The organism is Pseudoroseicyclus sp. CXY001 (genome assembly GCF_041714655.1).
In the GTDB taxonomy this organism is placed as follows: domain Bacteria; phylum Pseudomonadota; class Alphaproteobacteria; order Rhodobacterales; family Rhodobacteraceae; genus Pseudoroseicyclus_A.
The window spans coordinates 1,255,086-1,267,431 of the sequence record NZ_CP168219.1; the positions used below are offsets into that span (position 1 = coordinate 1,255,086).

Below are 12,346 nucleotides of genomic sequence, written 5' to 3' on the forward strand. Positions count from 1 at the left end.
CGCGCACCGGGCGGGGCCGTGGCGGCGCGGTTGGTCCCCCGCATATCGGCCATGTCACCGCTTCGCCTTTTCGCTCCCGCCCGGATGGTTTAGCGTCAAACCACTTTTGACCGCCCAAGGAGGAGCCCCATGGCCGCCCAATCCTTCGACATGATCGTCATCGGCGCCGGCCCCGGCGGCTATGTCGCCGCCATCCGCGGCGCCCAGCTCGGCCTCAAGGTCGCCTGCATCGAGCGCGAGAATCTCGGCGGCATCTGCCTCAACTGGGGCTGCATCCCGACCAAGGCGCTGCTGCGCTCCTCCGAGATCTTCCACCTCATGGAACGGGCAAAGGACTACGGGCTCAAGGCCGGCGACGTCGGCTTCGACCTCGAGGCCGTCGTCCAGCGCTCGCGCGGCGTGGCGAAGCAGATGGAAAAGGGCGTCACCGGGCTTCTGAAGAAGAACAAGGTCACGACCGTGATGGGCGAGGCCAAGCTCGCCGGCAAGGGCAAGGTCACCGTCAAGACCAAGGACGGCACCGAGGAGCTCACGGCGAAGAACATCGTCATCGCCACCGGCGCCCGCGCCCGCGAGCTGCCGGGGCTGGAGGCCGATGGCGATCTGGTCTGGACCTACCGCCACGCGCTTGTCCCCAAGCGGATGCCGAAGAAGCTGCTGGTCATCGGCTCCGGCGCCATCGGCATCGAATTCGCCAGCTTCTACAACACGCTCGGCGCCGAGACGACCGTCGTCGAGGTGATGGACAGGATCCTCCCCGTCGAGGATGCCGAGGTCTCGGCCTTCGCCAAGAAGCAGTTCCAGAAGCAGGGCATGACCATCCTCGAGAAGGCCGGCGTCAAGCAGCTGGATCGCTCCAAGGGCAAGGTCACCGCCCATATCGAGATGGGCGGCAAGGTCGAGAAACACGAGTTCGACACCGTCATCTCCGCCGTCGGCATCGTCGGCAATGTCGAGGGGCTGGGCCTCGAGGAGGCCGGCGTGAAGATCGACCGCAGCCATGTGGTCGTCGACGAATATTGCCGCACCGGCGTGGACGGGCTCTATGCCATCGGCGACATCGCCGGGGCGCCCTGGCTGGCGCACAAGGCCTCCCACGAGGGCGTCATGGTGGCCGAGCTGATCGCGGGCGAGCATGCCCATCCGATCAAGCCGAACACCATCGCCGGCTGCACCTATTGCCAGCCGCAGATCGCCTCCGTCGGCCTGACGGAGGCCAAGGCCAAGGAGGCCGGCTACGAGGTGAAGGTCGGCAAGTTCCCCTTCATCGGCAACGGCAAGGCCGTGGCGCTGGGCGAGCCGGAGGGGCTGGTGAAGACCATCTTCGACGCCAAGACCGGCGAGCTGCTCGGCGCCCATATGGTGGGCGCCGAGGTGACCGAGCTGATCCAGGGCTATGTGGTCGGCCGCACGCTTGAGACGACCGAGGCCGAGCTGATCGAGACGGTCTTCCCGCATCCGACGCTCAGCGAGATGATGCATGAAAGCGTGCTCGCCGCCTACGGCCGCGCGCTCCACATCTGACGGGGCGGGGGGCGGCTCCGCCCCCCGGCGCCATCACTCCGCGTAATAGACGCCGCCGACAGGACTGGTCACACCCGTGCCGGTGAATTCGCCGGTGAAGGTGCCGAGCAACCCGCCGGCCCCGGCAGCGACGCCGCCGTCCAGATCGGCGTCGATCGTGTAGCCGGTGGTCGAGGCCCCGACGCCGAAGTCCCCGGAGAGCGTGCCCTCGAAGGTGGAGCCGTCCAGCATCGCGTCGACCGCCAGACTGCCGCTGAGCACCCCGTCGCCGAAGGGCGAGCCGCTGGAGTCGAAATCCACCCAGCCGGTCGGCGTGAAGGCGCCGGAGACGGCGCCCGAGTCGAAGGCGATCTGCATCGCCGTGTCGCCGCTGATGGTTGAATAATTCCCGCCCGCGAAGTTGACGACGCTGGTGAATTCGCCGGCGTAATCGCCGCTGCCGGTGGTCGGCAGCACCGTCGCGAGAAGCATCGTGTCGCCGCGCATGTCGACCTCCTCCGCGATCCGGGCGGCTTCCATGTCGAGCGTCAGGCCAGCATCGGCGATGGCGCCGGTGTCGATCACGTCGTTCACCGGCGTCGGCGGGGCCGGGGGAGTGGAGGAACAGGCGGCCAGCGCGGGCAGCGCCAGGAGGGGGGCAAGAAACGAGAAACGGGTCATGTCGAAATCCTTGTGGAATGAATGTATGAATGAGCCCAGCCTAGGCGCTCGCCCGCACCGCGCAAGTCGGGTATTCCGCTAGTCCTGAAGGGCGGAGAGGAAGGCCGGAGCGACGCCCCGGCCCCCATGGTCCTCACTCGGCGTAATAGACGCCCTCGATGGGATAGACCGTCGTGCCGAAGCTGAAATCGCCGTCGAACGTGCCGACGACGCCCGTGGAGCCGCCGCCGATGGCGCCGTCCAGGTCGGTATCGACGTTGAAGGGCCCGATCGCCCCGGCGTAGATTTCGCCGGCCAGCGTGCCATCGATCTCCGATCCGGTCAGCAGCCCGTCGACGACGAGCGTGCCGGTCATGGCGAAGGGCGAGGCGGGGCTCTCGCTGTCCCGCCCCTCGACCGGCGTGAACTCGCCGGAGACATTGCGGTTGCCGAAATTCACCATGATCTCGGTATCGCCGTAGATCGACGAATGGTCGGGGTCGCGGTCGATGACGGCGCCGAATTCGCCGTTGTAGGTGCCGACCCCCGACACCGGAAGCACGGTCGCCATGTCGGCATTGGCGCCACGGTCGGCGACCTCTTCGGCGATGCGCTGGGTCTCGGGATCGAGCGTATAGCCGCTCTCGACGAGGAGGTCGGTGTCGACCACTTCATCGAGCCCGGTCAGGCCCGCTCCGGACGAGCTGCAGGCGGCGAGGGCGAGGGGGGCGAGCAGGGTGAGCCCATAGGGCAGGCGGCGGGAAAAGCTGGGCATCTAAATCTCCATGAAGAAATGAATGCCCCGACTGTAGGCGCGCTTGACCCGGCGGCAATATTCTTTTTGCGCCAATTCTATTTGGGCGGAAAAGGGCTCGTCCGGCACGAAAAAGGCCGGGCCCAACCGGGCCCGGCCTTCCTGTCACCCGAGATGCGGGGCTCAGCGGTCGCCGTAGAAGACGCCTTCGATCGGCGCGGTGCCACCGTTGGTGCCGCCCGAGTTGTTGCGGAAGGTGCCGCCGAAGATGCCGAGCATGCCGGTCGCGCCGGGGCCGGTCAGCGTCGCGTCGAGATCGGCATCGACGGTGTAGGAGCCGCCGAAACCGTCATAGATCGTGCCGCCGACATCGCCGTCGATGCCGTTGCCGGTCAGCGTGCCGGAGGTCACGAGCACGCCGTTGAAGTCGTAGAAGGCGGTCGAGCTGCCGGCGCCGTTGTAGTTGCGGCCGGAGATGTCGTTGAACGTCCCGGTCATGGCGCGAGTGCCGAAGTTCACCTGCATGTCGCTGTCGCCGAACAGCGTCGAATAGGCGACGGTGCTGGTGTTCGGCACGTCGATCACGGCGGCGAAGTCACCGGAATAGGTGGCCGCGCCCGAGATCGGCAGAGCCGTCGCGGCGTCGTCATTGTTGTTGCGGGTGGCGACCTCGGTGTAGATCGTCGCCGCTTCGCCGCGGAATTCGCCTTCGCCGCCGTCAGGCAGCTCGGAGTAGATCGGCGCGTCGACGATGCCGGTGGACGAGCAGGCCGCAGCGGCCAGCGGCAGGAGAAGAACGGAGAATTTGGAAAGGGTCATGGGATTTTCCCTGCGATTGATTTCTAGGCGATGAGATGTGCCGCCCGGGGCGCAAGTCAACGAAATCCATACTGTTATCTGATAGCGGCCCGCCCCGAGGCCCGGGGGCCCCGGGGCCGGCTGCCCGGTGTTGAGGCAAAGCCCGCGGAAACCCTCGCCAATGTTCCCTTAACGTTCTATTCATGGTTGGAGACTCGCGCGGCACATCCTATGTGTGGCGCTCAAGTCCTGCCTGGGGTGAATAGATGGCCGAGCTGAAGCATATCGAGGTGCGCGGGGCCCGCGAGCACAATCTCAAGGGAATCGACGTCGACATCCCCCGCGACCAGCTCGTGGTGGTCACCGGGCTCTCGGGCTCCGGCAAGTCGTCGCTCGCCTTCGACACGATCTATGCCGAGGGGCAGCGCCGCTATGTTGAGTCGCTCTCGGCCTATGCGCGGCAGTTCCTCGACATGATGGAGAAGCCGGATGTGGATCACATCTCCGGCCTCTCGCCCGCGATTTCCATCGAGCAGAAGACGACGTCGAAGAATCCCCGCTCCACCGTCGGCACGGTGACGGAGATCTATGACTACCTGCGCCTGCTCTTCGCCCGCTGCGGCACGCCCTATTCGCCCGCGACCGGCCTGCCCATCGAGGCGCAGCAGGTGCAGGACATGGTCGACCGCGTGATGGCGATGGAGGAGGGGACCCGCGCCTACCTCCTCGCGCCCATCGTGCGCGACCGGAAGGGCGAATATCGCAAGGAATTCCTGGAGTTGCGCAAGCAGGGCTTCCAGCGCGTCAAGGTCGACGGGGCCTTCCACGAGCTGGAGGACCCGCCCACGCTCGACAAGAAGTACCGCCACGACATCGACGTGGTGGTCGACCGGATCGTGGTGCGCGAGGGGCTCGAGACGCGGCTGGCCGACAGCTTCCGCACGGCGCTCGACCTTGCCGACGGCATCGCCATCCTCGAGACGGCGCCGGCGGAGGGCGAGGGTGACCCCGAGCGATTGACCTTCTCCGAAAAATTCGCCTGCCCGGTCAGCGGCTTCACCATCCCCGAGATCGAGCCGCGGCTCTTTTCCTTCAACGCCCCCTTCGGCGCCTGTCCCTCCTGTGACGGCCTCGGGGTGGAGCTCTTCTTCGACCCCGGCCTCGTCGTGCCCGATGTGACGCTCAGCCTCGCCAAGGGCGCCATCGCCAATTGGCGGAAGAGCAAGTCGCCCTACGTCGCCCAGACCACGGAAGCCATTGCGAAGCATTACGGAATCAGTACCCGGACGCCCTGGAAGGAGCTGCCGGAAGAGGTGCAGAACGTCTTCCTCTATGGCTCGGGCGAGGACGAGATCACCTTCCGCTACGACGATTCGGGCCGCGTCTATCAGGTCTCCCGCCCGTTCGAGGGGGTGATCCCCAACATGGAGCGGCGCTACCGCGAGACGGACAGCGCCTGGATGCGCGAGGAGCTGGAGGCCTATCAGAACAACCGCCCCTGCCACGCCTGCGGGGGCTATCGCCTGCGGCCCGAGGCGCTGGCCGTGAAGATCGCCGGCCTCCACGTCGGCCAGGTGGTGCGCTTCTCGATCCGCGAGGCGCATGAGTGGGTGCAGGAGGTGCCGGCCGGCCTCTCCGCCCAGAAGAACGAGATCGCCAAGGCGATCCTGAAGGAGATCCGCGAGCGGCTGGGCTTCCTAAACAACGTCGGGCTCGATTACCTGACGCTCAGCCGCAACTCCGGCACGCTCTCGGGCGGCGAATCGCAGCGCATCCGTCTGGCGAGCCAGATCGGCTCCGGCCTCACCGGCGTGCTCTATGTGCTCGACGAGCCCTCCATCGGGCTCCACCAGCGCGACAACGGCAGGCTGCTGGAAACACTCAAGAATCTGCGCGACCAGGGCAATACGGTCATCGTGGTGGAGCATGACGAGGAGGCGATCCGCGAGGCGGATTACGTCTATGACATCGGCCCCGGCGCCGGGGTGCATGGCGGCGAGGTGGTGGCGCATGGCACGCCCACCGAGATCGCCGAGAACCCCAAGTCCCTCACCGGCGACTACCTCGCCGGCCGCCGTGAGGTCCCCGTGCCCGCCGAGCGGCGCAAGGGAAACAAGAAGAAGCTGCAAATCGTCAAGGCGACGGGCAACAACCTCAAGGAGGTGAGTGTCGACTTCCCGCTCGGCAAGTTCGTCTGCGTCACCGGCGTCTCCGGCGGCGGCAAGTCGACGCTGACCATCGAGACGCTCTACAAAAACGCCGCGGTGAAGCTGAACGGCGCCCGCGAGACGCCGGCGCCTTGCGAGACGATCAAGGGCTTCGAGCATCTCGACAAGGTCATCGACATCGACCAGCGCCCCATCGGGCGGACTCCGCGGTCGAATCCGGCCACTTACACGGGGGCCTTCACCCCGATCCGCGACTGGTTCGCGGGGCTCCCGGAGGCGAAGGCGCGCGGCTACAAGCCGGGGCGCTTCAGCTTCAACGTCAAGGGCGGCCGCTGTGAGGCCTGCCAAGGCGACGGCGTCATCAAGATCGAGATGCACTTCCTGCCGGATGTCTACGTCACCTGCGAGACCTGCAAGGGCAAGCGCTACAACCGCGAGACGCTGGAAATTCAGTTCAAAGGCAAGAGCATAGCCGACGTTCTTGATATGACAGTTGAAGATGCGCAGGAGTTCTTCAAGGCCGTGCCGTCCATCCGCGAGAAGATGGATGCGCTCAATCGCGTCGGGCTCGGCTATATCAAGGTCGGCCAGCAGGCCACGCAGCTTTCGGGCGGCGAGGCGCAGCGGGTGAAGCTCTCCAAGGAGCTGTCGAAACGCGCCACGGGGCGGACGCTCTACATCCTCGACGAGCCGACCACAGGCCTTCATTTCGAGGATGTGCGCAAGCTCCTCGAGGTGCTGCATGAGCTGGTGGACCAGGGCAATTCGGTCGTGGTGATCGAGCACAATCTCGACGTCATCAAGACGGCCGACTGGCTGATCGACATCGGCCCCGAGGGCGGCGACGGGGGTGGCACGGTGGTGGCCACCGGCACGCCGGAGGAGGTCGCCACGGTGGCCGAGAGCCACACCGGGCGGTTCCTCGGGCCGATGCTGAAGGCGCGAAAGGTTGCGGCGGAGTAAAGAATCCGATCACGGGGACTTGAAAGTTAAGAGGATTAACATTTAGTGGCGGGTGTCAGAAGGAGACCTGCCATGAACATCCTGCCCGCCGCGCTCATCGCCGGCCTTGCCGCAAGCCCGGCCCTCGCCGAAACCCGCGGCTACGCGTTCGAGAACTTCACCGGCGTGGCCGTCAGCGCCGGCGTGGATGCCGAGATCGGCGGCGGCGATTTTGCCGTCACGGGCGAGGCGCGGCGCGGCGATCTCGACCGGCTCAGCATCCGCCAGGACGGCGACATGCTCATCGTCACGCGCGAGCATCGGTTCCGGCCGTTCGGCGGGCTCTTCGGCCTTCTGCGCAATGACGATTTCAACGTCACCATCTCCATGCCCGAACTCGCGCGGATCGAGGCCATGTCCGGCTCCGACGTGCACACGACCGCGCCGAGCGCGGCGACGCTCGATGCCTCCTCACACTCCGGCGCGACGCTGGAGGTGAGAGAGATCGACACCGGCCGGCTCACCGGCGAGGCCGGCTCCGGCGCCTCCCTGATGCTCTCGGGCGAGGCGGATGAGGTGCGGCTCAGCGCCAGCTCCGGCGCCAGCCTCGACGCCACGGGCGCCTGCGGCATGATCATCGCCGAGAGCAGCTCCGGCGCCTCGCTCCATGCCGAAGACATGCATTGCGCGCGTGGTGACCTCGGCGCGAATTCCGGCGCGGACGTTCGGGCCTACATCAGCGAAGAGGGAGAGGCGAGCGCCAACTCCGGCGGGTCAATCAACATCTATGGCGGCGGCGAGATCAATGCCGACGAGAACAGCGGCGGCTCTGTCCGCGAACGCGGCTGATGTTGAAAAATGTAAAGTCCTGGGCCAAAACGGCCCCGGGCTTCACTCCTGAGTTCGGAAAATGACAAATCAAAGATCGGCGGAGAACTCGTCGATCAGGTGCCGGACCACCGCGCGCATCTGCTGATCGCGCGGCTGGCCGGCCGCCTCCGCCTCGTCCCGCACCGCCCGCTGCCGCTCGGTGCCGGTGCCGCCCTCGAGGATGGCGCGGGCGCCCTCGACTTCTGCGAGGCAGCCGAGCGCCTCGGCATCCTCGGCCACGAGGGCGATCAGCTCCTCCACGAGCTGCGGCATCGGCGTCTTTACGCCCTGACCGAAGTCGATGAGCTCGCCCTTGATGCCGAAGCGCTGCGCCCGCCAGCGGTTCTCGGCGATGAGGAAATTGTCGTACCGCCGCCAGCGCTGGTTGCGGATGCGCAGGCGCCAGAGCATCCGCATGATGCTCTGCGTCAGCGCCGCGATGGACAGAGCCGATTCCAGCCGGGGCGAGACATCGCAGATCCGCGATTCCAGCGTCGGGAAGGCGTGGGAGGGCCGCAGGTCCCACCAGATCTTCGAGGCATCCTCGATGACGCCAAGCTCCACCAGCACGTCCACCGACCGCTCGTATTCGATCCAGGTGTCGATATGCGGCGGCAGGCCGGTGCGCGGCAGGTTGTCGAAGACGGAGAGCCGGTAGCTGGCGAGCCCGGTATCCTCCCCCTGCCAGAAGGGCGAGGAGGTGGAAAGCGCCAAGAGATGCGGCAGGAAATAGGCCATCTGGCCGAGAAGGTCGGCGCGGAGCGCGTCGTCGCCAAGCCCGACATGGACATGCATGCCGCAGATCAGCATCCGCCGCGCGATGCCGCCGAGGTCGTCATGCAGCTGGTTGTAGCGGCTCTTGTCGGTATGCGCCTGGGTCCGCCATTCCGAGAAGGGATGGCAGGAGGCGGCGATGGGCGCGAGCCCGTGATCGGCCGCCTTGTCGCGCACCAGCGCCCGGAGGCGCCGCAGCTCCTCCCGCGCCTGGGGAATGTCGCGGCAGACGGAGGTGCCGATCTCTATCTGGCAGCGCAGGAACTCCGGGCTCACCTGCCCCTCGCTGAGGGCGGCGGCGCATTCGTCCATCAGCGCCTGGGGGGCATCCGCCAGCTCGAGGGTGTCGGTGTCGACGAGGAGGTATTCCTCCTCGATGCCGAGCGTGAATTCCGGCGCGTCCATGGGCACTCCCCCGTTTCCCGCCAGCTTTGCAGGGGCGGCGCCGGGGCGCAAGCGAGGGCTCTTGCAGGGCGCAGGGGGCCGGGCTAGATGCCGGGCGCGCGCCCGCCGGCGGAACGGGAAGCCGCCCGGCCCGGCGCGCCTCGATGGGTGCGCCTTGTCTTCCGAAATCTTCGATTGCCTCGCCTGCGGGGCCTGCTGCTTCGGCCGCCGTGCCGCCTACGTGGCCCTGAGCCATGAGGATTCCGCCCGCGCCATCCCGGCCGAGGCGATCTTCGAGGAGGACGGCCGGCCCTTCCTCAAGATGACCTCCGGCCATTGCGCGCAGCTCATGGCCACGCCCGAGGGCGCCGCCTGCGCCATCTATGCCGAGCGGCCGACCGCCTGCCGGGCCTTCCGCGCCGGATCCTTCGAATGCCGCATGGCGCGCAAGCACAACGGCGTGCTGGCGGAGGCCTTCCGTGCCCCCGCCGAGCCGCCGAGAGCAGCCTAGTCCATCGGCCGGAAGTTGAACTCGCCGCCGTCCTTGATGCCCGAGGGCCAGCGGGCGGTGACGGTCTTGGTGCGGGTGTAGAACTTGAAGCTGTCCGGCCCGTGCTGGTTGAGATCGCCGAAGGCCGATTTCTTCCAGCCGCCGAAGGTGTGGTAGGCCAGCGGCACCGGAATCGGCACGTTGACCCCGACCATGCCGACATTGACGCGCGAGGCGAAATCTCGCGCCGCGTCGCCGTCGCGGGTGAAGATCGCGGTGCCGTTGCCGTATTCATGGTCCATCGCCAGCTTCAGCGCCTCCTCGTAGGAGCTGGCGCGGACGGTGGTGAGCACGGGGCCGAAGATCTCCTTGCGGTAGATCTCCATCTCCGGCGTCACCCGGTCGAAGAGATGCGGGCCGACGAAGAAGCCCTCCTCGTAGCCCTGCAGGCTGAAGTCCCGCCCGTCGACCACCAGCTCGGCGCCCTCGGCGATGCCGCTTTCGACGAGCCGGAGGATATTCGCCTTGGCGGCGGCGGTGACGACGGGGCCGTAATCGACCTCGCTTCCGGCGGTATAGGGGCCGACCTTCAGGCGTTCGATGCGGGGCACCAGCTTCTCGATCAGCCGGTCGGCCGCTTCTTCGCCCACCGGCACGGCGACGGAGATCGCCATGCAGCGCTCGCCGGCGGCGCCGTAACCGGCACCGATGAGCGCGTCGGCGGCCTGGTCCATATCGGCATCGGGCATGACGATCATGTGGTTCTTGGCGCCGCCGAAGCACTGCACGCGCTTGCCCGCAGCGCAGCCGCGCCCGTAGATATACTGGGCGATGGGGGTGGAGCCGACGAAGCCGACGCTCGCGATGCCCTCGTGATCGAGGATCGCGTCCACCGCTTCCTTGTCGCCGTTCACCACCTGCAGGATGCCCGGCGGCAGGCCCGCCTCCTCCATCAGCGCCGCGAGCATGAGCGGCACCGAGGGGTCGCGCTCGGAGGGCTTGAGGATGAAGGCGTTGCCGCAGGCGATGGCCGGGGCGAACATCCACATCGGGATCATGGCGGGGAAGTTGAAGGGCGTGATGCCGGCGGAGACGCCTAAGGGCTGGCGGAGCGAATACATGTCGATCCCCGGCCCGGCGCCATCGGTGAACTCGCCCTTCAGCAGATGCGGCGCGCCAATGCAGAACTCGACGACCTCGAGCCCCCTTTGCACGTCGCCGGCGGCGTCGGGCAGGGTCTTGCCATGCTCGCGGCTGAGCGCCTCGGCGAGCTTGTCCATGTCGCGGTTGAGGAGCCGCACGAACTCCATCATCACCCGCGCCCGGCGCTGCGGGTTGACGGCGGCCCAGGCGGGCTGGGCCTCGGTGGCGATCTCCACCGCTCGGGACACCTCCTCGGCGGAGGCGAGAGGCACGCGCGCCTGCACCTCTCCGGTGGCGGGGTTGAAGACATCGGCGAAGCGGCCGGAGCGCCCGGCGACCGGCTTGCCGCCGAGATGATGGGTGAGATCCTGCATGACGTTCTCCTGTCGGCTGCCCCGGCGGTAGCGCGCCCGGGGCTGTCGGGCAAGGGGCCGCAGCTTGACAGACGGGGGGGCGGGGGCGAGGCTCAACGCTACGTCAAGCCGGAGGAGGCCCCCATGCTCGTCAGTCAGATCCTCGCTACGAAGGGCGCCAGCGGCGTCATGTGCGTGGCCCCCGATGCCGCCGTGAGCGATGTCGTGCGACTGCTGTCCGACAAACGCATCGGCGCCGTCGTCGTCTCTGCGGACGGGCAGGTGCCGGTCGGCATCCTGTCGGAACGCGACATCGTGCGAGAGATCGGCCGGCGCGGCGCCGCCTGCCTCGACGATGCCGCCGAGGCGATGATGACCGCCGATCCGGTGACCTGCACGCCCGACGATCACGCCGATTCCGTCCTCCGGATGATGACCGAGGGCCGCTTCCGCCATCTGCCGGTGATGGAGGGTGGCGCGATGGTCGGCCTCATCTCCATCGGCGATGTCGTCAAGGCGCGGCTCGCCGAGCTGGCGATGGAGAAGGACGCGCTCGAGGGCATGATCATGGGCCACTGATGGCGGCCCGGGCGAAGCGGCGGGGTTGCCAAAGCCGCCCGCGCATGACTTCTTGCCTGCCAATGACTTGAGGCAGGGGGTGCGAATGCGCATCGGTCTTTATCCCGGCACGTTCGACCCGCTGACCATAGGCCATGTCGACATCATCACCCGCGCCTGCCGCATGGTGGACAGGCTGGTGATCGGCGTGGCCATCAACGAGGGCAAGGGGCCGCTCTTCTCGCTGGATGAGCGCGTGGCGATGATCGAGAACGAGATCGGCGCCATCGCCGCGGCGAAGAACACCGAGATCGTCGTCCACCCGTTCAACAACCTGCTGATCGATTGCGCCCGCGACGTCGGCGCCGGGATCATCATCCGCGGCCTGCGGGCCGTGGCGGATTTCGAATACGAGTTCCAGATGGTCGGGATGAACCGCGTGCTCGACGCCGAGGTCGAGACGGTCTTCCTCATGGCCGAGGCGCGCCACCAGGCGATCGCCAGCAAGCTGGTGAAGGAGATCGCCCGGCTCGGCGGTGACATCTCGAAATTCGTGCCGGCGGCCGTAGCCGCCAAGCTGGGCGAGAAATACTGACCGCAGGCAAGTCCGACAGCAATTCCGACAGAAATTTCGACGGCGGCCAAACAAAAAGCCGCCCCGAAGGGCGGCTCGAAGGTTGCGCTCGTGGGTGCGCCTCAGCCGTAGACGGCCTCACGGGCGATACGCTTGGCGTCGCCGGGGTAGAGGTCGAGGTCGAGAGCGATGTCGAGCGGCAGCGAACGGATTTCCGAAACGGTGCGGTTGTAGGCCGCGCGCTTCGCAAAGGCCGTGCGGAGTCTCGTGAACGTGGTCATTGGGCACTCCTTTCAGCTAGAGCCGGTTTGTCGTTCGAGACACAGATAGCGATGCTGCGGTGCAGAAACCACTGACGATATGTCCGTGCCGCCC

At 67.1% G+C, this 12,346-nt stretch carries 12 protein-coding genes; 6 read left to right on the top strand and 6 right to left on the bottom strand.

The window, feature by feature from the left end:
• Positions 1–129: 129 nt before the first annotated feature.
• A complete protein-coding gene (lpdA, locus tag ACAZ03_RS06185; protein ID WP_373356539.1) occupies positions 130–1,524 on the top strand; it encodes a dihydrolipoyl dehydrogenase in 1,395 nt (464 codons plus the stop codon).
• Between the two features lie 33 nt (positions 1,525–1,557).
• Here lpdA and ACAZ03_RS06190 read toward each other — a convergent pair whose 3' ends face one another.
• The 3 genes from ACAZ03_RS06190 to ACAZ03_RS06200 form a co-directional block, all read right to left on the bottom strand.
• A complete protein-coding gene (locus tag ACAZ03_RS06190; RefSeq protein WP_373356540.1) occupies positions 1,558–2,184 on the bottom strand; it encodes a hypothetical protein in 627 nt (208 codons plus the stop codon).
• A gap of 133 nt (positions 2,185–2,317) precedes the next feature.
• Complete coding sequence (locus ACAZ03_RS06195; RefSeq protein ID WP_373356541.1) at positions 2,318–2,938, bottom strand: hypothetical protein; 621 nt, start codon at positions 2,936–2,938, stop codon at positions 2,318–2,320.
• Between the two features lie 162 nt (positions 2,939–3,100).
• Positions 3,101–3,736 (bottom strand): hypothetical protein, encoded by a 636-nt coding sequence (locus tag ACAZ03_RS06200; protein ID WP_373356542.1) that lies wholly within the window; start codon positions 3,734–3,736, stop codon positions 3,101–3,103.
• A 245-nt stretch (positions 3,737–3,981) separates the two neighbouring features.
• On the opposite strand from ACAZ03_RS06200, the gene uvrA reads away from it, so the two are divergent.
• Both uvrA and ACAZ03_RS06210 read left to right on the top strand, forming a co-directional pair.
• Positions 3,982–6,846 (top strand): excinuclease ABC subunit UvrA, encoded by a 2,865-nt coding sequence (gene uvrA, locus ACAZ03_RS06205; RefSeq protein ID WP_373356543.1) that lies wholly within the window; start codon positions 3,982–3,984, stop codon positions 6,844–6,846.
• Between the two features lie 72 nt (positions 6,847–6,918).
• The gene (locus ACAZ03_RS06210) at positions 6,919–7,674 is read left to right on the top strand and encodes a GIN domain-containing protein (protein ID WP_373356544.1); all 756 of its coding nucleotides are present in this window, start codon (positions 6,919–6,921) and stop codon (positions 7,672–7,674) included.
• A gap of 69 nt (positions 7,675–7,743) precedes the next feature.
• On the opposite strand, the gene ACAZ03_RS06215 is transcribed toward ACAZ03_RS06210, so the two are convergent.
• Positions 7,744–8,874, bottom strand: a complete 1,131-nt coding sequence (locus tag ACAZ03_RS06215; protein WP_373356545.1) for a carboxylate-amine ligase — start codon at positions 8,872–8,874, stop codon at positions 7,744–7,746.
• Between the two features lie 154 nt (positions 8,875–9,028).
• Between ACAZ03_RS06215 and ACAZ03_RS06220 the strand changes: the two genes are divergently transcribed.
• Entirely contained in the window at positions 9,029–9,364 is a 336-nt protein-coding gene (locus ACAZ03_RS06220; RefSeq protein ID WP_373356546.1) for a YkgJ family cysteine cluster protein, read from the top strand.
• On the opposite strand, the gene ACAZ03_RS06225 is transcribed toward ACAZ03_RS06220, so the two are convergent.
• Positions 9,361–10,860, bottom strand: a complete 1,500-nt coding sequence (locus tag ACAZ03_RS06225; RefSeq protein WP_373356547.1) for a CoA-acylating methylmalonate-semialdehyde dehydrogenase — start codon at positions 10,858–10,860, stop codon at positions 9,361–9,363. The genes ACAZ03_RS06220 and ACAZ03_RS06225 overlap by 4 nt on opposite strands.
• A gap of 123 nt (positions 10,861–10,983) precedes the next feature.
• Between ACAZ03_RS06225 and ACAZ03_RS06230 the strand changes: the two genes are divergently transcribed.
• Both ACAZ03_RS06230 and coaD read left to right on the top strand, forming a co-directional pair.
• Positions 10,984–11,418 carry a CBS domain-containing protein gene (locus ACAZ03_RS06230; RefSeq protein ID WP_373356548.1) on the top strand — a complete coding sequence of 145 codons (435 nt, stop codon included), beginning with the start codon at positions 10,984–10,986 and terminating at the stop codon, positions 11,416–11,418.
• Positions 11,419–11,503: 85 nt separating this feature from the next.
• The gene (coaD, locus tag ACAZ03_RS06235) at positions 11,504–11,992 is read left to right on the top strand and encodes a pantetheine-phosphate adenylyltransferase (RefSeq protein WP_373356549.1); all 489 of its coding nucleotides are present in this window, start codon (positions 11,504–11,506) and stop codon (positions 11,990–11,992) included.
• A 101-nt stretch (positions 11,993–12,093) separates the two neighbouring features.
• Here the strand turns inward: coaD and ACAZ03_RS06240 are convergent, their stop codons facing one another.
• Entirely contained in the window at positions 12,094–12,252 is a 159-nt protein-coding gene (locus ACAZ03_RS06240; RefSeq protein WP_373356550.1) for a hypothetical protein, read from the bottom strand.
• Positions 12,253–12,346 lie beyond the last annotated feature (94 nt).

What these genes read in the sequence shown, in the direction of transcription:
- ACAZ03_RS06240 (WP_373356550.1), bottom strand. Translation starts at nt 12,252, where the DNA reads ATGACCACGTTCACGAGACTCCGCACGGCCTTTGCGAAGCGCGCGGCC.
- coaD (WP_373356549.1), top strand. Translation starts at nt 11,504, where the DNA reads ATGCGCATCGGTCTTTATCCCGGCACGTTCGACCCGCTGACCATAGGC.
- ACAZ03_RS06200 (WP_373356542.1), bottom strand. Translation starts at nt 3,736, where the DNA reads ATGACCCTTTCCAAATTCTCCGTTCTTCTCCTGCCGCTGGCCGCTGCG.
- ACAZ03_RS06190 (WP_373356540.1), bottom strand. Translation starts at nt 2,184, where the DNA reads ATGACCCGTTTCTCGTTTCTTGCCCCCCTCCTGGCGCTGCCCGCGCTG.
- uvrA (WP_373356543.1), top strand. Translation starts at nt 3,982, where the DNA reads ATGGCCGAGCTGAAGCATATCGAGGTGCGCGGGGCCCGCGAGCACAAT.
- ACAZ03_RS06195 (WP_373356541.1), bottom strand. Translation starts at nt 2,938, where the DNA reads ATGCCCAGCTTTTCCCGCCGCCTGCCCTATGGGCTCACCCTGCTCGCC.
- ACAZ03_RS06230 (WP_373356548.1), top strand. Translation starts at nt 10,984, where the DNA reads ATGCTCGTCAGTCAGATCCTCGCTACGAAGGGCGCCAGCGGCGTCATG.
- ACAZ03_RS06210 (WP_373356544.1), top strand. Translation starts at nt 6,919, where the DNA reads ATGAACATCCTGCCCGCCGCGCTCATCGCCGGCCTTGCCGCAAGCCCG.
- lpdA (WP_373356539.1), top strand. Translation starts at nt 130, where the DNA reads ATGGCCGCCCAATCCTTCGACATGATCGTCATCGGCGCCGGCCCCGGC.
- ACAZ03_RS06225 (WP_373356547.1), bottom strand. Translation starts at nt 10,860, where the DNA reads ATGCAGGATCTCACCCATCATCTCGGCGGCAAGCCGGTCGCCGGGCGC.
- ACAZ03_RS06215 (WP_373356545.1), bottom strand. Translation starts at nt 8,874, where the DNA reads ATGGACGCGCCGGAATTCACGCTCGGCATCGAGGAGGAATACCTCCTC.